At 38.5% G+C, this 18933-nt stretch carries 20 protein-coding genes; 9 read left to right on the forward strand and 11 right to left on the reverse strand.

The window, feature by feature from the left end:
- Positions 1–53 precede the first annotated feature (53 nt).
- Positions 54–1187: a response regulator aspartate phosphatase gene (locus tag AC0VYC_RS05975; RefSeq protein ID WP_096881305.1), complete on the forward strand. Its 1134-nt coding sequence runs from the start codon at positions 54–56 to the stop codon at positions 1185–1187.
- A gap of 784 nt (positions 1188–1971) precedes the next feature.
- On the opposite strand, the gene AC0VYC_RS05980 is transcribed toward AC0VYC_RS05975, so the two are convergent.
- Positions 1972–2235 (reverse strand): hypothetical protein, encoded by a 264-nt coding sequence (locus tag AC0VYC_RS05980; protein WP_024720168.1) that lies wholly within the window; start codon positions 2233–2235, stop codon positions 1972–1974.
- A 251-nt stretch (positions 2236–2486) separates the two neighbouring features.
- Here AC0VYC_RS05980 and alr point away from each other — a divergent pair, with 251 nt between their 5' ends.
- Positions 2487–3668, forward strand: a complete 1182-nt coding sequence (gene alr, locus AC0VYC_RS05985; RefSeq protein WP_025207190.1) for an alanine racemase — start codon at positions 2487–2489, stop codon at positions 3666–3668.
- 78 nt (positions 3669–3746) lie between these two features.
- Here the strand turns inward: alr and AC0VYC_RS05990 are convergent, their stop codons facing one another.
- A complete protein-coding gene (locus tag AC0VYC_RS05990) occupies positions 3747–4859 on the reverse strand; it encodes an NAD(P)-dependent alcohol dehydrogenase (RefSeq protein WP_007498906.1) in 1113 nt (370 codons plus the stop codon).
- 212 nt (positions 4860–5071) lie between these two features.
- Here AC0VYC_RS05990 and AC0VYC_RS05995 point away from each other — a divergent pair, with 212 nt between their 5' ends.
- The 4 genes from AC0VYC_RS05995 to hag (AC0VYC_RS06010) all read left to right on the forward strand — a co-directional run bounded on the left by AC0VYC_RS05995 (position 5072) and on the right by hag (AC0VYC_RS06010) (position 9692).
- On the forward strand, positions 5072–5686 hold the full coding sequence (locus AC0VYC_RS05995) for a TetR/AcrR family transcriptional regulator (RefSeq protein WP_440147706.1): 615 nt from the start codon (positions 5072–5074) through the stop codon (positions 5684–5686).
- 145 nt (positions 5687–5831) lie between these two features.
- Positions 5832–7361 carry a Kelch repeat-containing protein gene (locus AC0VYC_RS06000; protein ID WP_475389682.1) on the forward strand — a complete coding sequence of 510 codons (1530 nt, stop codon included), beginning with the start codon at positions 5832–5834 and terminating at the stop codon, positions 7359–7361.
- 225 nt (positions 7362–7586) lie between these two features.
- On the forward strand, positions 7587–8477 hold the full coding sequence (hag, locus tag AC0VYC_RS06005; protein ID WP_041092272.1) for a flagellin Hag: 891 nt from the start codon (positions 7587–7589) through the stop codon (positions 8475–8477).
- A gap of 294 nt (positions 8478–8771) precedes the next feature.
- Complete coding sequence (gene hag / locus AC0VYC_RS06010; protein ID WP_041092274.1) at positions 8772–9692, forward strand: flagellin Hag; 921 nt, start codon at positions 8772–8774, stop codon at positions 9690–9692.
- 27 nt (positions 9693–9719) lie between these two features.
- Here the strand turns inward: hag (AC0VYC_RS06010) and AC0VYC_RS06015 are convergent, their stop codons facing one another.
- On the reverse strand, positions 9720–11189 hold the full coding sequence (locus AC0VYC_RS06015) for an NAD(P)/FAD-dependent oxidoreductase (protein ID WP_475389685.1): 1470 nt from the start codon (positions 11187–11189) through the stop codon (positions 9720–9722).
- A 221-nt stretch (positions 11190–11410) separates the two neighbouring features.
- Here AC0VYC_RS06015 and AC0VYC_RS06020 point away from each other — a divergent pair, with 221 nt between their 5' ends.
- Complete coding sequence (locus tag AC0VYC_RS06020; protein WP_019743472.1) at positions 11411–12235, forward strand: methyl-accepting chemotaxis protein; 825 nt, start codon at positions 11411–11413, stop codon at positions 12233–12235.
- Positions 12236–12274: 39 nt separating this feature from the next.
- Here the strand turns inward: AC0VYC_RS06020 and AC0VYC_RS06025 are convergent, their stop codons facing one another.
- Positions 12275–12646, reverse strand: coding sequence for a DUF5412 domain-containing protein (locus AC0VYC_RS06025; RefSeq protein ID WP_017359605.1), 372 nt, complete (start codon positions 12644–12646; stop codon positions 12275–12277).
- A gap of 244 nt (positions 12647–12890) precedes the next feature.
- Between AC0VYC_RS06025 and AC0VYC_RS06030 the strand changes: the two genes are divergently transcribed.
- The gene (locus AC0VYC_RS06030) at positions 12891–13514 is read left to right on the forward strand and encodes a poly-gamma-glutamate hydrolase family protein (protein ID WP_047945590.1); all 624 of its coding nucleotides are present in this window, start codon (positions 12891–12893) and stop codon (positions 13512–13514) included.
- Here AC0VYC_RS06030 and AC0VYC_RS06035 read toward each other — a convergent pair.
- Positions 13505–14089, reverse strand: a complete 585-nt coding sequence (locus tag AC0VYC_RS06035) for an ImmA/IrrE family metallo-endopeptidase (protein ID WP_024719587.1) — start codon at positions 14087–14089, stop codon at positions 13505–13507. The genes AC0VYC_RS06030 and AC0VYC_RS06035 overlap by 10 nt on opposite strands.
- A 311-nt stretch (positions 14090–14400) precedes the next feature.
- On the opposite strand from AC0VYC_RS06035, the gene AC0VYC_RS06040 reads away from it, so the two are divergent.
- Complete coding sequence (locus tag AC0VYC_RS06040) at positions 14401–15300, forward strand: N-acetylmuramoyl-L-alanine amidase (RefSeq protein ID WP_096881314.1); 900 nt, start codon at positions 14401–14403, stop codon at positions 15298–15300.
- Here AC0VYC_RS06040 and AC0VYC_RS06045 read toward each other — a convergent pair.
- The 6 genes from AC0VYC_RS06045 to AC0VYC_RS06070 all read right to left on the reverse strand — a co-directional run bounded on the left by AC0VYC_RS06045 (position 15289) and on the right by AC0VYC_RS06070 (position 18878).
- The gene (locus AC0VYC_RS06045; RefSeq protein WP_272940929.1) at positions 15289–15420 is read right to left on the reverse strand and encodes a hypothetical protein; all 132 of its coding nucleotides are present in this window, start codon (positions 15418–15420) and stop codon (positions 15289–15291) included. The two genes, AC0VYC_RS06040 and AC0VYC_RS06045, sit on opposite strands and share 12 nt — an antisense overlap.
- Positions 15421–15519: 99 nt before the next feature.
- Positions 15520–15696, reverse strand: coding sequence for a type II toxin-antitoxin system SpoIISB family antitoxin (locus tag AC0VYC_RS06050; RefSeq protein ID WP_008346289.1), 177 nt, complete (start codon positions 15694–15696; stop codon positions 15520–15522).
- The gene (locus AC0VYC_RS06055) at positions 15665–16435 is read right to left on the reverse strand and encodes a type II toxin-antitoxin system SpoIISA family toxin (protein WP_024719591.1); all 771 of its coding nucleotides are present in this window, start codon (positions 16433–16435) and stop codon (positions 15665–15667) included. The genes AC0VYC_RS06050 and AC0VYC_RS06055 overlap by 32 nt, the downstream gene beginning before the upstream one ends.
- A gap of 146 nt (positions 16436–16581) precedes the next feature.
- Complete coding sequence (locus AC0VYC_RS06060) at positions 16582–17580, reverse strand: inorganic phosphate transporter (RefSeq protein WP_017359158.1); 999 nt, start codon at positions 17578–17580, stop codon at positions 16582–16584.
- Positions 17581–17595: 15 nt separating this feature from the next.
- The gene (locus tag AC0VYC_RS06065) at positions 17596–18213 is read right to left on the reverse strand and encodes a DUF47 domain-containing protein (RefSeq protein WP_017359157.1); all 618 of its coding nucleotides are present in this window, start codon (positions 18211–18213) and stop codon (positions 17596–17598) included.
- 206 nt (positions 18214–18419) lie between these two features.
- Positions 18420–18878 (reverse strand): ASCH domain-containing protein, encoded by a 459-nt coding sequence (locus tag AC0VYC_RS06070; protein ID WP_073414248.1) that lies wholly within the window; start codon positions 18876–18878, stop codon positions 18420–18422.
- Between the last annotated feature and the right edge of the window lie 55 nt (positions 18879–18933).

Raw genomic sequence — 18933 nt, forward strand, 5'->3', positions numbered from 1 at the left:
TGAAATGATAATATATGTCATTATAGGGAAAATAGAGGGAGGAGTAGGGGTGGATGAAAAAAGTACTTTCTTCTCACGTCGGCTTGAAAATCAATGAATGGTATTATCATATTCAAAGATTTAATGTTCCTGATGCCGAGGCGTATAAAGAAGAAATCAAATCGATGCTTGATGATATGGAAGAAAATCAGGATTTATTATTATATTTCTCACTCATGGAGTTCAGACATAAATTAATGCTAGATTACTTGGATCCTTTAGAAAATGGGAAAGAACGAGCGAACTTCAGGGAACTTGCAGTGAAGATAAAAAAAGATCAAGAGAAATTAACAGGATTGCTAGAATATTACTTCAATTTTTTCTACGGCATGTATGAATTTGAGAACTACGAATACTTAAATGCGATTACCTTCTATAAGCGGGCAGAAAAAAAGTTAACCCTTGTAAGTGACGATATTGAACGTGCCGAGTTCAATTACAAAATGGCTGAAATCTATTACCACATGAAACAAACCCACATGTCCATGCACCATATCGCACAGGCGATAGAATGTTACCGAGAAAAAGATACATACACAGTTAGAGAAATTCAATGTTCTTTTGTCATTGGCTTAAACTATATCGATATGGGCTGTCCCGAAAAAGCCATTCCACATTTTGAACGCGCACTAGAACAAGTTGCCGATCACTCAACAAAAAGATTAGAAGGGTCAGCGCTCTATAATTTAGGGTTGAGCTATTTTCATCATGGTGACCTAGCACAAGCAATTATTCACTTTAATGACTCGATTCGAGCATTTAAAGAGCGGGGCTACGAGCATTTAAATCGGATTTTAGACCCTCTCGTGATGTTGTCAAAAGCCTATTTTAAAAAGAACGAACAGGATTTAGGTACGTATGCTTTGCATAGCGGAATAGAACTATCTGAAAAACTGAAAGATCATGTGCTGTTACGTATCTTTACGTTTTTAAAATCACTATACGTTGACAACAATTTTGAACAACTAGAACAAATTTCAGAATGGTTAGAGATGAAGTCCATGTATCCTGACCTTGAAGACTTAGCAAAAGATGCCGCAAAATATTATAATGAATTGGGAGATAAAGACAAGGCAATGCTGTTTTATGAAAAAATTCTTTATTTCCAAGTTCAAGTAAAGCGGGGTGACTGTCTATATGAAATTTAAAACTGTATCCATTGTATTCGTGGTGATGAGTGTGATAAGTGTTGTGAGTTATTTCACATCTGAAGTTACAGCAAGTCATGATGAAGCTAGGAGAGGTCATACAGCAAGTATCGGTTATTCTGCTTAGTAAAAGGCCCTTAAAGGGCTTTTTACTTTAAAATGGAATTTATGCAATGGATAAAGTATATTTTTCACATAAAATATACTGAGGAGGAAGTAAAATGACAATGTTAAAATCCAAATTATTTCGAAGGATTTTCATTATATTCTTTGCTTTAACCTTTATGATTAGCCTGTTAAATATGGCTGTATTTCCAGGGACGCCAGTGTCTTATTATGTTGGTCTGATTTGTAAGATGTTGTTAATCAGTTTGTTAAATGGTATGTTTTTCGGCACAATCTTCTATTTGATTGTCACCTTTCTTATCGCTAAAGATTTTAATCAAAATCAATAGTTAGCAAAGCATTCATGAATCTAACATTCTGATTGGAAGGCAGGCAGTATAAGCCGATACTAGAACAACAAAGATTCAAAAGTTCTCAAGTCTCATTTTTCATTCGCAAAACTCCACTATAAACTCATTCAAAATTTGAATTGCCAATGTTAAATTTCTCTTTCACCTTTATATCGATTCAATGTTGTTAATAATATGAGAATAGCTAGAAAAGTGTACCACATGAAAAATAATTACTAGGGGGAATCACCATTTCATGTGAGGCCTCTAAGTAAGTGAAGTGAAAAAATCTGCCCTAATAAAGGGGCAGATTTTTTTGCATTTTTACATTATTCGTAAACATAACAAGTGCCGCTTATAACAGTGACACATTCATAAGTATTAGAGTAAGACTTACCATTCGAATCTCTAAAGAAAACGGTAACGGTTGCTACTCCACTGCTATTGTAGCCATTCCATTGATATTGATAGCCATCATACTTGTCCCTAATAGGGATTAAATTCGAAGCGGCATCAGCAGGAATTGCAGAGAACATTAAAGCACCAGTGAAGAGAGTAGCTCCCACTATTTTTTTCATTTTTCCCTTAAACATTAAAACATCTCCCTTTTCCTTATTTTTCTATTAAACCAATGTTTAACAGATTCTTATAAGAATAGCACGTCTAGTAGGAGAAAAATGTCAAAAAATGTCTAAATAAATAAAAATTCAAAAAATATACATATTTAGGAATTATTTGTTTTTGGCATGATTGAATGTTTTTTCCTAAAAATGAATAAAGATAGACTACGCATAAAAGCGAACATGGATAAAGGGATGATTAAATTGATTAGGAGGAGAAATACATGCAAAAGCTTTGCAGGGAAGTCTGGATCGAAGTCAATCTTGATGCGATAAAAAGGAATATCGAAGCGATTCAAGCGCATATTCCAAGAAAAAGTAAGATCATGGCTGTCGTGAAGGCGAATGCTTATGGACACGGTTCAGTGGAGGTAGCACGGCAGGCACTAGAAAGCGGTGCGACAGAACTTGCAGTTGCTAGCTTAGAGGAAGGCATTGTGCTGCGAAGAGCAAAAATTGAAGCGCCGATTTTGGTTCTTGGATTTACACCGCTCGATTGTGTGAAAAGGGCCGCAGCCTGGAGAATTGATCTCTCCGGCCTTCGAGAAGACTGGATTGCTCAAGCAAATGAGATCTTAGCGGAAGAAGAAAGCCAGCGCCGGCTTGGGATTCATGTCAATGTTGACACGGGGATGGGGCGATTAGGTGTACGGACAAAGGAAGAGCTGTTAGCGGTGGTGAAGGCGCTTGAAAAGAGTGAAAACCTGAGGTGGGATGGAATATTTACGCATTTCTCCACTGCGGATGAGCCTGACCCTGATTTCACGTTGCTGCAGCACAGCATCTTCATTGATTTTCTTCGGTTTTTGAAAGAAGAAGGGATCAAACTGCCGACCGTACATATGAACAATACAGCTGCTTCGATTGCGTTTCCTGAATTTAGCGCCGATATGATCCGGCTTGGTATCGGACTTTATGGATTGTATCCCTCGCAATACATTGAAAGCTTAGACGCTGTTCAGTTAGAGCCCGCTCTCAGTTTAAAAGCAAGGATTGCGTTCGTGAAGAAAATGGTGACAAAGCCAAGAACCGTCAGCTATGGGGCAACCTATGTGGCAAAGCCTGACGAAGTCATTGCGACCATACCGATTGGTTATGCAGATGGGTACTCACGTGCTTTATCCAATCGAGGGTTTATGCTTTTCCGCGGAGAAAGAATGCCGATTGCTGGCAGAGTCACAATGGATATGACGATGATCAGCTTAGGAGAGATGAAAGCAAAGCAAGGCGAGGAAGTCGTCATTTATGGCCGTCAAAAGGGCGGAGAAATTTCTGTTGATGAAATTGCTGAAATGCTCAATACGATTAACTATGAAGTCATTGCAACATTAAGCCGCCGTGTTCCAAGGTTTTATCGTCGAGGCGGGAAGATTATTAAAATATCGACGCCGGTGATGTATGTGTGAAGGTAAGGACAGCATGAAAGTCCAAAAATCCCCCTTTATATGGAAAGGGGGATTTTGAGTTTCACGTCTTATTTCGGCTTAAGCTCGATACTCTTTATCTAAAATAAGAATTGGTTTAATCGTAGATCCATTTTTAGAATCTTCAAAAGCTTGTTCAATCTCTTCTAATTCGTAGAATTTTGCTAGTTTCTCAACTGGGAATTGTCCATTTTTAAAGAACTTGACTAGTTTAGGAATGAATAGTTGAGGAACGGCATCGCCTTCTATCACACCTTTTAGCGTGAGTGCATTGAGCATGAGATCATTGGTCACATTAAACGTTAAATCGCGCTTTCCTACTGCTACTGTTGCACAAGTTCCTTTGACACGCAGGCAGTGAAGGGCAGCTAGCGTGACTTCTGGTACTCCAGTTGTTTCAAATGAGTAATGTGCTCCTTTTCCTTCTGTGATTTCCTTAACTTTTTCAGCTGGATTCTCATGTTTACTGTTGATGACATGTGTTGCACCTAATTCTTTTGCTAGCTCAAGGCGGCTATCATGGATATCAACGGCAATAATCGGATCACAGCCTGCAATTTTTGCTGCCATTAACCCACTTAAACCAACAGCGCCTGTACCGAACACAACAAAGCTTGTACCTGGAGCTGGAGCAAGTGAATTTAAGACAGTACCGCTCCCAGTCATTAAGCCGCAACCGAATGGTCCTAAATAACGTAAATCAGTTTCTTTGTCTACTTTCACCACATTTTTCTCATCAACCGTTGCATATGTACCAAATGACGATTGACCAAAAAATTGTGATACATCTTGATGATCATGTGTATGGATAGGCGTTTCATTATGTTTATTACGACCAGAAAAATTCAGTGGAATCATGTTTTCACATCCACCAGCGTTCCCGTCAAGACAATTATGGCAATGACCGCAATAAGCGAAACCAAGTACAACGTGGTCTCCTTCTTGAACGGTTGTGACATTAGAACCTGCTTTTACGACAATGCCAGAGCCCTCATGTCCTAATAAAGCAGGACGTGGGACAGGAAGCGTGCCATCTAATACAGTGGCATCCGTATGACAAACGCCAGATGCAACGATTTTGACAAGCACTTCATCTGCTTTTGGATCATCTAGTAATAATGTTTGTTTCTCGAAATCTTTTTCATTTGTTGTGACCATCGCTTGAATTTCCATATCATGTGCCCTCACTTTTTGTATAGTATGATATTCTGAAGAAGTTAGATCAAATGTCACAAAAAATTCATTTCTTTATGACTAAGTTGATTGTAGGACGAAAGATTTTTCGTTTCAATCAGCAAAAAAACTTATTTGTATAGGTTTTCAACACAAATGAATTTATGTATCTCTAATCAACATTTTTTAAAAAGTGTCTAAAGGAGGGGCCCATGATCAAAAAAGAGGATCGCCGTGTTGAGCGAACAAAAGAAACACTTCGTCAAACATTCAAAATACTAGTAAAAGAAAAAGGATATTCGCACGTAAAAGTGAAGGATATTGTGGAAAAGGCAAACTATAATCGGACGACGTTTTATGTGCATTATGAAAGTAAAGATGAATTAGCAGCAGATGTTATTCACCGGGAAATGGTCAATTTCGAATATGAATTTTGTAAGCCGACTCGTGAAAATCCACTGTTGGATTTAACTCGCATGAAACCAGAGGGCACCGATGTATTTCAATATATCGTTGAAAATCGCGACTATTATGATTTATTAGTGATGGAAGACCGAATTCCCCACATACAAGAACAATTGCTTAAGAAAATACAATATATCTTCCAAAATAGAATGTCATTTGTTAGTGATCAGTATGAAGAAATCAACGACAGTTATTTTGTCCAGTATCGTTCATACGGCATCTTTGGTTTTATCATTGAATGGATCAGAAATGACTACAATGCATCTCCCTCAGAAATGGCACGACGTATTATCAATTTATTATATATTCAATCCTCACTTATGATTCAGTTGAAAGATGAAGAAGCGATTATGAAAAGGTAATGTCAGATAAATTTGATATATGTAGAAAGATACTAATAGAAATAAGAGCGTCCTAAATTTATGACAGGCACAACGGCAAAAATTAAATTTTATTACAAATATGTCGATAAAAGGAGGGAAATTTAAGAGATGGAGGAAAGAAACGATGAAAAAAGGATTATTTTTAGTGCTTTTGACCATTTTTATGATGGTCACAATTCATCCGTTAAAAGCTCATGCAGCTGAGACAAATGGTTGGACGAAGCGAGCGGACTTACCGGAAGAGCGTATCGGAGCAAGTGTAGGTGTAGTTGACGGAAAAATATATGTATTCGGTGGAGCTAGCCAGCAGTCTAAGTTCAATGATTCAACATATATGTATGATCCTAAAACTGATTCGTGGACAGAAAAATCAGCGATGCCTAGGTCAAGAACAGGTGCTGCTTATGCGACAGTAGATAAAAAAATCTATGTCATTGGCGGTCTCTATGAAACGACTAAAACAGTTCATAGAACTATGGATGTTTATGATACAGAACTTGACCAATGGACAGAAGAACCGATTAAGATGCCTGATAAATTTATATATACATCCTATACAACAGGTGCCTTACGAGCTGTTACAGTTGGAGAAAAGATTTATATCGTATCCTCTTTATCATCCTATAAAGAAAACTTTTATTCCTATGATACGGTAAGTGGAGAGTGGGAATCTTTAGATAGTTCCCTATTAGTGAATCACCAAGGTAGAAGTATTTCAGAAATAAATGGGAAAATATATATTGCTGGTGGTGAGGCTAATGTTAGCCGAGGGAAAGATAAAGACATTTTAGAATATGATAGGTCGCTAGGGAAGTGGCAACGCTTAAAGGATGTGCAATTAAATTCTTTTGCCTATGAAGCTGCATATGCGACATATAATCATAAACTATTTATCATTGGTGGACAGCAAATTGGTGATAGATCTAGCAAATTATTAAAACAAGTTCAAATATTTGATCCACAAACTAGTCAAGTTAAAGATTCTTTATATGAAATCCCTGAAGGTAGAGTCGGATCTGTGGCAGTTATTGCTGATGATCAATTATATGTTATTGGTGGAAGAGACTATGCTGAATCAATTGGTAGTCATTCTGTCAAAAACAATTTTAAATCTGTTATCTCTATTCCATTAAAAGATCTGCAAAAAGTGTCAACGGATCAGGAGGAAACAAAACCAGGTGATGGCACAACAGAAGAACCGAAAGATCAGGACGGGACAAATCCAGGTGATGGCACAACAGAAGAACCGAGAGATCAGGACGGGACAAATCCAGGTGATGGCACAACAGAAGAACCGAAAGATCAGGACGGGACAAATCCAGGTGATGGCACAACAGAAGAGCCAAAAGATCAGGACGGAACAAAACCTGGTGATGGGTCAACCGAAGAACCGAAAGATCAGGATGGAACAAAGCCTGGGGAAGAATCAACAAAAGGTATACTTTCAATTACTATGATAAACGGACTGCAAAAGGATTATCTGCTCTCAATGAAAGAAATCAACAATTTTCTTAATTGGTATAAAGAAAGAAGCTTTGGAATCGGAATGAACTTTTATGAGATCAATGATGAACACAATAAAGGACCTTTCACAAGTAAGAAAGATTACGTGGTGTACCAAAATATCTTAATGTTTGATATCAAGCAATATTGATAAAATGAAAGCTGCTGATAATAGATTAGCAGCTTTTTATATTTTGTATTATTGTTAAAAATAGGATGAACATCATAAAAAAACAAGATATTTTTTTAAAAATCTGCTAAACATCCCATAACCACGTCCGATAATAGAATTGTCAGGGTTGTTAAGCCCTAGAATAAAGGACTTTTTTCAGACAAGGACGTCTGTCAGGTCCCACATACATGGAGGTAATAGGAAATGAGAATTAACCACAATATCGCAGCACTTAACACATTAAACCGTTTGTCTGCAAACAACGGTGCGAGCCAAAAGAACATGGAGAAACTTTCTTCTGGTCTTAAAATTAACCGTGCAGGAGATGACGCAGCAGGTCTTGCAATCTCTGAAAAAATGCGTGGACAAATCCGCGGATTAGAAATGGCTTCTAAAAACGCACAAGACGGTATCTCTCTTATCCAAACAGCTGAAGGTGCATTGACTGAAACTCATGCAATCCTTCAACGTATGCGTGAACTAACTGTTCAAGCAGGTAACACTGGTACTCAACAAACTGAAGATTTAACTGCTATTAAAGAGGAAATGGATGCATTAATCGAAGAGATTGATGGTATCTCTAACCGTACAGAATTTAACGGTAAAAAGTTACTTACTGGAGAATATGCAGTTAATACAACTACTCCTGCAGATCAAAAGGATTTGGTTTTCCAAATTGGTGCAAATGCTACGCAACAAATTAAAGTTAACATTGAAGCAATGTCTGCTGATGCACTTGGAACAGACGATACTTTAAATGTTTCTTCTTTAGATGTAACTAAATTTGCTACTAATGCACCTGATGTTGCAGCTGATGGCTATGATGCTCAATTAAAGATTGTTGACGATGCAATCAATCAAGTATCATCTCAACGTGCTAAACTTGGTGCAGTCCAAAACCGTCTAGAGCACACAATCAACAACCTTGGTGCTTCTGGTGAAAACTTAACAGCTGCTGAGTCTCGTATCCGTGACGTTGACATGGCGAAAGAAATGAGTGAGTTCACTAAGAACAACATTCTTTCTCAAGCTTCTCAAGCAATGCTTGCACAAGCGAACCAACAGCCACAAAACGTACTTCAATTACTACGTTAATGAAAGGCCCCTTAATGGGGCTTTTTTTTATGCTCTTTTTTCTTCGCTTTTTCTCCTTCTCTTCACTTGTGATTCTTTAATCCCTCTGTTAAATCATGAAAAACGACCTTTAAATTTGGCATACTCTAGCGAAACGATCATATTGAATGAGACTTTTCCCTTATTTATTCCTTTTTTGTTAAACATATTCCATTAAAGTTCGATAAATGGATTGTAAGGCTTACAGAAAAATTCTAATTTAGAACTTTTAGACATGGATGTCTAATTGGTTCAAACACATGGAGGTCATTTAATATGAGAATTAACCACAATATCGCAGCACTTAACACATTGAATCGTCTTTCTACTAACAACGGTTCAAGCCAAAAGAACATGGAGAAACTTTCTTCTGGTCTTCGCATTAATCGCGCAGGGGATGACGCAGCAGGTCTTGCGATCTCTGAAAAAATGAGAAGTCAAATCCGTGGTCTAGAAATGGCTACTAAAAACTCTCAAGATGGTATCTCTCTTATTCAAACGGCTGAAGGCGCATTGACTGAATCTCATGCGATACTTCAACGTATTCGTGAGCTTGTTGTTCAAGCTGGGAACACAGGTACACAGCAGGAAGAGGATTTGGCATCCATTCAAGATGAAATTTCAAACTTGCAAGATGAGATTACAAGTATTTCTACTCGTACAGAGTTTAACGGGAAGAAATTATTAGATGGAACTTATTCGTCTAAGGGTGCTGATGACGGTGGTGAGGCACAAAGCCTTGTATTCCAAATCGGTGCAAACGCAACACAACAAATTACACTTAACATCGAAAACATGGGTGCTTCAGTTTTAGGTACAGATGGGACGGCTGAAGGTGAAGATGGAGCCGGTTCTGTTGCTGGAATCGATGTGACAAAATTTATTAGTGCAAGTGGTGAAGATGGCGAGGAAGCTGCTGGATTTGATGCACAACTTGGTATTATTGAAACAGCTATTAAGCAAGTGTCTGCTCAGCGGTCTAAGCTTGGTGCAGTACAAAACCGTCTAGAGCACACAATCAACAACCTTAGCGCTTCTGCTGAAAACTTAACAGCTGCTGAGTCTCGTATTCGTGACGTTGATATGGCGAAAGAAATGAGTGAGTTCACAAAGAACAACATTCTTTCTCAAGCGTCTCAAGCAATGCTTGCACAAGCGAACCAACAGCCACAAAACGTACTTCAATTATTACGTTAATTAAAAGCCCCCTTTGAGGGGCTTTTTTTATGTTGATTTTAGCAACAGATGTAATTGAAAATCTGGAACAGCTTCATAGAAGAAAGCTCGATTTAATTCATCATTCTTTTGATCCCACCTCTGCCACCAGTTGCGGACCTCACCAGTGGAGTCAGCTTGAATCATGTCTTGCAGCTGCTCTAGGTTGATGATTTTTCTCGGTTCTATTAAGAATGAATGCATACGATGATACGCCTCAAGGCATTTAGGTTGTTTTGTTTGAACGGCATATTGTACATAATAATTGAAAAATTCTTGTACAAATGTCAGATGGGAAATGGGGGTTCCTTTTAACTCGACGCCTTCCCATGCCATATCTGCAATTGCACAGAGCCACCAGCCAAGCTCATTGGCGTGCTGCATTTGTTGTAAGGTATGCCGTTCAAAAGAAATAAGCCTATCTTCTTGTGCTTGTTTGAGCATACGCTCAAGTGTTTGTGCCTCAAGAGCTGCCTTTGTCATTCCCTGACCATGTATTGGATCTAATGTGCATAAGGCATCACCCATGACCAATAAGCCGCTTGGCCAATCTTCCATTTGTTCATAGTGGTTTCTGACACAAGCCGGAACTCTAAATCCTTTTGGTTTCGTATAGGGAATTAAATGAGTGATGGCTTCTGCTATAGAGGGATTGGTCAGCCTAGCGGTCTCTACATCAAACTGATTAGCGTCCGTTGTTGGATAATGAGAGCCGCCAGCTGCTGAGAGAAGAACCGCTACTAAATCATGATCTACTCGTTCAAACAGTCCTGTTGGAATTTTCTTATTTGGCTGTCCAACGATGACCATTGGTTCCAGATTCGGTGCCTCAGGTGGTATTTGGTAGTATCTCGTGCTATAGCCAAGAGACACGATTAGCTCATCTGTCTGCGGCAAGGTTCGTCCTGCGCTTTTCAGCCATTTTGGCAATTTAGACATTCTTCCAGACGTATCAATGACTAAGTCCGCACTTATTTTGTTGATGATTCCAGGCTTTATCCTCCGATCTTTGACCTGTAATCCACTCACTTTAGTCGTTTCTTCTTCAAAAAGAAGAGCGATCGCTTCATGTTTTTCTAAAAATTGAACACGATCCTCACGTAACATTCTTTGCATCAGCACCCACTCTAGCATGGCACGTCGTGTGACAGCTGTTTCTTCAGTATCGGTGAGTACTAACTCGCCATCTTTTGTCATAAAGCGAGATGTCTGATGCCATGTGTTGTACCCGCCCAATTCTAGTAATTCTTTTGTATAACCAGGAAATAGACGTTCCACTATTTGTTTGCCTAGTGGCAGCATTCTATGTGGATGAAAAGCTTGAGGCGTGCCAAGACGATTTTCAGGAGCGTCTGGCAATTCGTCCTTTTCAATGATCAATACTTCAAGGTAAAAACTTGATAAAACCTTTGCAGCGAGCATTCCCGTTATTCCGCCTCCGATGACGATCGCCCGCTCATACTTCATGGGTTGTGTCACAACATGCGCCTCCAGTGAATATATAAAATGGTTACATGACCATTTCATCATATGTTGATTTTCTAAGTATAGCAAATTCTCGTTTTTTTGAATATAGAAAGGAATTGGCATACTTTTTACTCGTAAATATGAAAAAAACTTCAATCTTGATCATTATTTTTAAAAAACAATAATCAAATTTAAGAGGAATGACCGATAAATACATTAAGGGGGTAGAGAAGATGGATATACTACAGAGTATTGTAACAGCAGCACCTTATATGATGAAGATTTTAAAAGATGAAGTGACGATGGGGGTCATTGATCGAGAAAAATTCTTGCTGTATTTGCCATCAAAAGATGTGGATTTTCAAATACGGACAGGAGATCCCATTAAACCAGATGATCAGAATATGAAAAATGCGCTTAGAGGCGAAACATCAAGTACATTTGTACCTGAATCGGTGTATGGGACGCCTTTAAATGCAATGGGATTGCCGATTTTCGATGAAAATCAACAAGTCATTGGTGCAATCGCTTTAGGTTTTCCGCTTAAAAATCAAATAGAGCTTGAGGCGTATATGGAGTCATTGAACGACATCATTCAAAGTATTCAAGAAAAAGTGCATGTGGTGGCGGCTCATTCAGAAGAGCTCTCTGCGACAAGTGAGGAAATGACATTCCAAACACAGCAAACACTTGAAAGCTCGAAAAAAACTTCAGATATTACAAAAATGATCAAAGGTATCTCTAAACAAACGAGTTTGCTAGGATTGAATGCTTCAATTGAAGCGGCCAGGGCAGGGAAAGAGGGGGCGGGTTTTAGTGTGGTAGCGAGCGAGGTTCAAAAACTCTCAAGCGAAACCTCACGTGCAACAGAAAACATAGAAAGCTCATTGCAAGGGATTTCCTCTAATATACATACGTTACTTGAGAGTATGGGCCATATGAAAGGGTCATCTTCAGAACAGGCTTTATTAGTGACGGAGTTTAGTGAAATTGTAGACAGGTTGACGACGGTTAGCAAAGAAATGAAAGAATTTATGCAAAAGGTGATGTCAACGTAAAAAACGAATCCAAAAAGGGTTCGTTTTTTTGCTGGCTCGTTATTTTCTATTTTTCTGATCAAAGCGATAATCGTATGTTTCACCTTTGACCACATTTAAAAACTCATGTCCAATTTGAACGAGCTGTGCATTTTCCCATTTGATCAGAGGATCTTTATCAGGGTACTTCCAGTAGATTGTTTTTTTGTGATGGGTGAGTTTGTTTTCAATTTCTGCTCTGACCGCATTCTCTTTTAGTTTTCCTCCGCTATGTCGATATGTGTTAATGGTATAGGTTCCATCAGGTGATGATATCGAGCGGATGAATGTTCCGTGAGACACGCCTTGAAGAGAGAAGCATTTCCAGTAAATAATTCCGGCGAAGCTAAGACATAAGATGGCAAGGATGATGGTGGTTTTCTTTTTAAACATGAATTCCTCCAGGTGTAGATCGCAATATTCTAATATATGAGAGAGATTACAAAAAGATTCATATAGTCCAAAAGTTCTATTCATTTCAATTATCGGTCATTTTTTCTCAACATTCAACAGTTAGCCCGTAAAGATAAGGAAAATTTAAGGATGCATTCAGATCACACTGGTTATTCGAAAACACTTTACAAAAGAATTTGCGATCAGTAGACTTATGCTCATATAGAGAAATGGGGCAGATGGAATGAATCAAATCATAGATACGTATCAAAATTATGAAGAGCTTTCCGCTCATGAAAGAAAAGGGATCGACTATCAGATTCTTCATCAGCGGAAAGGGGATCAGCTTCTCGTCCTGTCACCTCATGCGGGAGGAATTGAATCTGGCGTGAGCGAGCTGGTCCATGAAGTAGCAACCGATTATTCTATGTATTTATTCGAGGGCCTTAAAGTGAAAGGCAATCATGTTCTTCATATTACGAGCACACGTTTTGATGAGCCGATTTGTCTTTCTCAAGTGCATACACATCATTATACGTTTGCACTCCACGGCTATGGAGAAACAGACGTCCTACAAACTTTAGTTGGCGGTACCGACAGGGAAAAAGCTGCTGAAACAGTGAAGTGTCTCACACAAAATGGCTTCCATGCCTTACTTTTATCTGAATCGGATCAATTTGCTGGAACACATCCTCAAAATATTAATAATCAATGCCTCACAGGAAAAAGTGTTCAAATTGAAATTAGCCAAGCTCAGAGAAGAGCTTTCTTTCAAGACTTTAGGCGGAGCCGTAGGCGTGATACACAAACCGAACAATTTTATCAATACACAAATGTACTGAAACAAGTGTTAAGCCTTTATGAATAAACTTCTGACGTCACGTGTGCAGACGCTTTTGTTTGATACGCAACTTCATTTTCTGCGACCTTGCCTGCTCTCATTAAATAAGAAGTGAATTCTTTTTGAAATTGAATGCCGGCTCTTCGCTGTTCAAATAGAGCAAGCCGTTTTTCAGCAAAATCCCGAGTGACATGAAATGTTTGAGCAATATGCAAAATGGCTTGCTGCCTAAGGTTTGGGAGCGTCATTTGCAGCAGCATAAAAGTCGGAACACAAAAGTGATACATGAATTGTTTTGCTTGAAACTCTTGCAGTTCTCGAAAGAGCTTGTGCATGTTAAAATGGTTGCCTGTATGCTTCAGCACATGACAAAGCTCGTGGGCGAAATCCTGCCACTGTTCTTCTGACGATAAGGCTCTGTTTAAAATAATACTGTAAAGACCTTGATGTTTGATCATCATGCTGCCAGTATCCTCGTAGTGTACCCATACATGAAATTCAGCGGCGATCCTATGCATGTCTACATAGGCAGGACCGCTTATTTGCAGTTGAGTGTATAACCGTTTAATATCTTCTTCTAAATGGGTTAAAAAATAAGTCATGTCAAAACCTCCATACAAACGTATGTTCTATTTTTGCCGTAAAAGAAAAGTCCATATAGGACTAAATGGCTAATAAAGCTATCGCTTACTTTTTATATCGGCTTGTTTTTAACAATTTTAACATAAAATCAAAGAAAATTGGAAGTTTTTCCTGTTTTTTATTCTATTTTTTTATATTTTACAAAGATAAAACGGCGATTGAATTCAAATTTTACCATAGTCTTATGACGAAAACAAACAAATTTGTCTTACGTTTGCCACCGATTGATGAGCAAGATCAAACATCAATTTAACAAAAAGGAGTGCAAAACATGGTACAAATTTATCAAGATTTTATTCCAGTTGGAAACGGAAATCGGCCAGGATATGCTATGACGCCGCTTTATGTAACTGTGCATAACACAGCCAATACATCTAAGGGAGCTGACGCAAAAAATCACGCGGCATATGTCAAACGCTCAACAACAGAGGTAAGCTGGCACTTTACAGTGGATGACAAGGAAATTTTTCAGCATCTCCCTTTAAATGAAAATGGATGGCATGCTGGGGATGGACATGGAGATGGCAACCGAAAATCGATTGGCATTGAAATTTGTGAAAATGAGGATGGAAACTTTCAACAAGCTGTCAAACATGCCCAGTGGCTTATTCAAAAGCTTTTAAAAGAACATGGCATTCCATTAGCAAATGTGGTGACGCATCAGCATTGGTCAGGAAAAACATGTCCACGTCTGCTGCTAGCTACATGGGATGAATTTAAAAGAGGAATTGAGACTGCAGGTGATCCGGAAACGGTTATCACATATGTGGTGAAAAGCGGGGATACGCTAACGAGTATTGCCAAAGCCCATAGTGTCACAGTGAGTGATTTACAGACATGGAATCAGATTAGTGACCCGAACATGATTCGAGTTGGACAAGTTCTCAAGATTTATCATGCAGAAGAAAAGCTCAGTTATGAACTGCCGGATGGGGTGTTAAAGGTGACATCACCTCTGACAAAGGGGGAGCATGTACGTCTCGTCCAAAAAGCGCTTGCTGCTGTGTATTTTTATCCTGACAAAACAGCTGTAGATAAGGGCATTGATGGCGTTTATGGGGAAAAAACAGCCAATGCCGTCGCGCGATTTCAACTGATGAATGGTCTAACAAGTGATGGAGTATACGGTCCTAAAACAAAAGTGAAGTTGCTTCAACTATTAAATCAGTGAGTCTTTCTTTTTGACCGCTTGAATGAGGGCTTCACTTTTTTCATGCAATCGGCAGACATAAGGGGATGGCTTAAATTCAGCAAACTGAACATACCTTAATTGTTTAAGTTTCTTTTTCATATTGGCACCTCAATCGTTGCAGCAGTTGGTTTTATTGTATGCAAGTAGATGTGAAAACGGAAGTAGGACGCGGATGAAGTTCCGCGTCCTTTAGTGTAATCAAGCTTTTTTATTTTTATACTCATCTAGGAGCTGTTCATTCTTTTTGAAAATACGCTCCGTATGGGGACTTACTTTGTAATCAGCCATACTAATATGGCGCTTTTTCTTTAAAATCTTAAATGGGTTTTTCTTGCGATTGTTATTATCCCCTTGAAGTGCGTGTTCCATCTTCATCACCTTCCTCTTCGTCAGGCAAGATTAGGTCATAAATCGTTGTAAGTGAAGTCATTAATAAATAGTCGAATTCAGTGACAATTTCCTCAGAGGTCAGCTTAATCACAAAGTGTGCATCCGCTACTGAAAACGGGATGAGAACCAATTTGCCGAAATCATCGTAATACACTTCCTGCCTGTCAAGCTTTGCTTGAATGAGCGCTCTCTGATCAAGTGTCCGCAGCAGGTCATCTTTTTGCTCCTGCGTATCATAAGGACAAAGAACTGCTTGAATATTCATTTTTTCTGCAAAAGAATAGATCAGTCGTTCAATTCCCTCTATATAAGCTTCTATACTTCCATAATATACATGGATCGGTTCGTTTTTCAATAGGTATTGGTACGTTTTTAGTTTATTGAGGTAAGAATGAAGCAGGTCGTTATTTTGTTCTAGGAGTTGATGGGTGTCGGTTTCAAGTTCATGATTTCCGAGTTTTTTAATATAGGAGCTGAGGAAAATAAAGGCATCAGTTAATGCGAAAAAAACAGCAATAATCAGGTAGTGCATCCAATCGGTGAAGATTGAAGAAGGGTCATTTGTCCAGTACACAACAGCACCCGCTACATAAATCCAATACCACGTTTTACGAATCGCAAACATCTTTTCTTTTACTTTTTGTTCAAAGCGCCATACCGCAAATACATATACAGCAAGAGCACCTAGCAATAACCAAACAGTCAATTGAAAAAATAATAGCATGTTCTTCTCTCCCATAGACAGATGGATACTTATTTATTTCTATGGATATGTTTGGAAACCCTGCTTCATGAAAAAATGGCTTGCAGAAAAAGACCATTTGAGGATGCAAACAAATAAAAAAAGACCTGTTAGACAGGTCTTTTAAATTAAAGAATCGCATTTAACACAAAGTATATAAGTGCCCCTAGAGTTCCCGAAATCGGTAATGTGATCACCCAAGTGACAAGCATACGTTTTGCCGTACCCCAGTTAACTCCTTTTACTCTATGTGCAGAACCTACACCTAGAATAGAAGATGAGATCACGTGAGTGGTACTAACCGGTAAGTGAATAAATGTTGCACCGAAGATAATAGCTGCACCCGTTAAGTCTGCAGATACTCCGTTTACTGGACGAATCTTCATGATTTTACCGCCGACTGTTTTAATAATCTTCCAGCCGCCAATAGACGTACCTAGTCCCATTGCAAGCGCACAAGAGAATTGTACCCAGAAAGGAATGTCGTCTGTTGTATGCAAATTACCTGCAATTAAAGCCATCGTAATAATTCCCATCGCTTTTTGCGCATCGTTTGTTCCGTGGGTATACGATTGCAGTGCAGCCGTTAAAATTTGAACACGTCGGAATTGTTTATTTGTTTTTGCGAGATTGTTGTTTCGGAATATAATTTTGATAATGGTATACACGATATATCCCAAAACAAAAGCCAGGATAGGTGAAAGCAATAGTGCTTGAATGATTTTAATGAATCCCGAATAGTTTAAAGCGCCAAAACCAGCAGAGGCAATAACAGCTCCTGCAATTGACCCGATCAGTGCGTGTGAAGAACTACTCGGAATCCCGTAATACCAAGTAAGCAAGTTCCAAGTAATGGCTGCAATTAAAGCAGCCAAAATGACGACAGATCCGTTTTGAAGTGTAAAAGGATCTGCGATGTCTTTTGTAATGGACTTTGCCACACCTGTAAATGTCATTGCTCCTAAGAAGTTCATAAACGCTGCCATAATAATAGCATGTCTAGGCTTTAACGCCTTTGTTGAAACAGAAGTAGCAATGGCATTTGCTGTATCGTGGAATCCGTTAATGAAATCAAAAGCAAGTGCACAAATGACAATAAGTATGGTAAGGATGAGTAATGTATCCATGTTTAACTAACCCCGTTACGCATTCTTCATAATGATTGTTTCTAGATTGTTGGCAACACTTTGACAGGAATCTGCGATTTCTTCAAGTGTTTCGTAAATTTCTTTGTATTGAATGACCTTAATTGGATCTGTTTCTTTTCCAAACAAGTTCTTTAGTGATTTGCGGTGAAGATTGTCACAATTATGCTCAATCTCTTTAATTTTGATTGCGTGCGGATGAATATCTTTCAAGCGATTATCAGCCAGTAATTCAATAGTCGTTAAAATTTCTTTCGCACATTCTCTGATGTAGTGGCTGAATTTGTCGATATGTTCGTCAGAGCTTGTAATTGAATAAATTTCTAAAGTTGCTGAAAAATGCTCAATGCCGTCTAAAACATCGTCGAGGCTATTCGTCAATTGAAGAATGTCTTCACGTTCAATCGGTGTAATAAAGGCTTTGTTCAGCTCTTTAATCATGGTATGAACATGATTATCACCTTTTGTCTCATATTCCTTCAATGTGTCAGAAAATTCTTTCAGAGTGGTTTGATTTGTTACTTTATAGCTAACAAAATACTCAGCAGTTTCATCTAAATTTTTAGCAATTTCCGTTAACAAGACGGAAAACTTGTCTTTTTTCCTTTTTAACATGTAAAAACCCTCCATTGTATAAATGAGACAATGCACACATCAAATAATTATATATTCTTTTGTCGAAAAAAAACAGGTGTAGTCGAAAATTTCTTCACTTTTTCTATTTGATCTTATTCTGACCTAAAGATGTGATCTCAACTCACCTTTTTCAGAAAGGGGAAAAGAAAGCAAAAAAGCGGACCATTTTTGGCACCGCTTAAAAGTTAAGAAGCTGAATAAACAAGCTTAAATCGCTCACAAACAAGAAGCATATCTTCCTTAAATGTTAATCCGTACGGCTTAAGGGCTTCTGTGAAAAATTCTTCATGTTCTTTGTACCAATAGTCATATGAAAGATCGCCTTCACCTTCTGCTTTTGCAAATGATTCAGGAACCTCATTCATTGGCATGATATCTACTTGCGTGATCTCTATGATGGCTTTTGGTTCCTCCTGGCTGTCCAAAATGACCGCATATTGACCGGGTTTTGGAAGAGGCTCTTGTTCTTTTTCGTAAAAAAGGTATCCAGAACAAGTGGCTGTTTTTTTTCCTTGTTGTACAAGGTCAAGCAAGTGATCTGGATTTGCGCCAAATGCCCAAGCAGAAACAGAGGCGTGATCAGGAGTTTTTTCTGATTTTTCTTCCCAATAAGATTCCCAAAATAAAGTGCTTTTGTGGTTCATTCTTTTTCCCCCTTTGTTATGAGTTTATTATATCGTGAAGTTTCAAACTTGGAAA

It is taken from the genome of Bacillus sp. iso_77, from assembly GCF_056173625.1.

What these genes read in the sequence shown, in the direction of transcription:
- AC0VYC_RS05975 (WP_096881305.1), top strand. Translation starts at nt 54, where the DNA reads ATGAAAAAAGTACTTTCTTCTCACGTCGGCTTGAAAATCAATGAATGG.
- AC0VYC_RS05980 (WP_024720168.1), bottom strand. Translation starts at nt 2,235, where the DNA reads ATGTTTAAGGGAAAAATGAAAAAAATAGTGGGAGCTACTCTCTTCACT.
- alr (WP_025207190.1), top strand. Translation starts at nt 2,487, where the DNA reads ATGCAAAAGCTTTGCAGGGAAGTCTGGATCGAAGTCAATCTTGATGCG.
- AC0VYC_RS05990 (WP_007498906.1), bottom strand. Translation starts at nt 4,859, where the DNA reads ATGGAAATTCAAGCGATGGTCACAACAAATGAAAAAGATTTCGAGAAA.
- AC0VYC_RS05995 (WP_440147706.1), top strand. Translation starts at nt 5,072, where the DNA reads ATGATCAAAAAAGAGGATCGCCGTGTTGAGCGAACAAAAGAAACACTT.
- AC0VYC_RS06000 (WP_475389682.1), top strand. Translation starts at nt 5,832, where the DNA reads ATGAAAAAAGGATTATTTTTAGTGCTTTTGACCATTTTTATGATGGTC.
- hag (WP_041092272.1), top strand. Translation starts at nt 7,587, where the DNA reads ATGAGAATTAACCACAATATCGCAGCACTTAACACATTAAACCGTTTG.
- hag (WP_041092274.1), top strand. Translation starts at nt 8,772, where the DNA reads ATGAGAATTAACCACAATATCGCAGCACTTAACACATTGAATCGTCTT.
- AC0VYC_RS06020 (WP_019743472.1), top strand. Translation starts at nt 11,411, where the DNA reads ATGGATATACTACAGAGTATTGTAACAGCAGCACCTTATATGATGAAG.
- AC0VYC_RS06025 (WP_017359605.1), bottom strand. Translation starts at nt 12,646, where the DNA reads ATGTTTAAAAAGAAAACCACCATCATCCTTGCCATCTTATGTCTTAGC.
- AC0VYC_RS06030 (WP_047945590.1), top strand. Translation starts at nt 12,891, where the DNA reads ATGAATCAAATCATAGATACGTATCAAAATTATGAAGAGCTTTCCGCT.
- AC0VYC_RS06035 (WP_024719587.1), bottom strand. Translation starts at nt 14,089, where the DNA reads ATGACTTATTTTTTAACCCATTTAGAAGAAGATATTAAACGGTTATAC.
- AC0VYC_RS06040 (WP_096881314.1), top strand. Translation starts at nt 14,401, where the DNA reads ATGGTACAAATTTATCAAGATTTTATTCCAGTTGGAAACGGAAATCGG.
- AC0VYC_RS06045 (WP_272940929.1), bottom strand. Translation starts at nt 15,420, where the DNA reads ATGAAAAAGAAACTTAAACAATTAAGGTATGTTCAGTTTGCTGAATTT.
- AC0VYC_RS06050 (WP_008346289.1), bottom strand. Translation starts at nt 15,696, where the DNA reads ATGAAGATGGAACACGCACTTCAAGGGGATAATAACAATCGCAAGAAA.
- AC0VYC_RS06055 (WP_024719591.1), bottom strand. Translation starts at nt 16,435, where the DNA reads ATGCTATTATTTTTTCAATTGACTGTTTGGTTATTGCTAGGTGCTCTT.
- AC0VYC_RS06060 (WP_017359158.1), bottom strand. Translation starts at nt 17,580, where the DNA reads ATGGATACATTACTCATCCTTACCATACTTATTGTCATTTGTGCACTT.
- AC0VYC_RS06065 (WP_017359157.1), bottom strand. Translation starts at nt 18,213, where the DNA reads ATGTTAAAAAGGAAAAAAGACAAGTTTTCCGTCTTGTTAACGGAAATT.
- AC0VYC_RS06070 (WP_073414248.1), bottom strand. Translation starts at nt 18,878, where the DNA reads ATGAACCACAAAAGCACTTTATTTTGGGAATCTTATTGGGAAGAAAAA.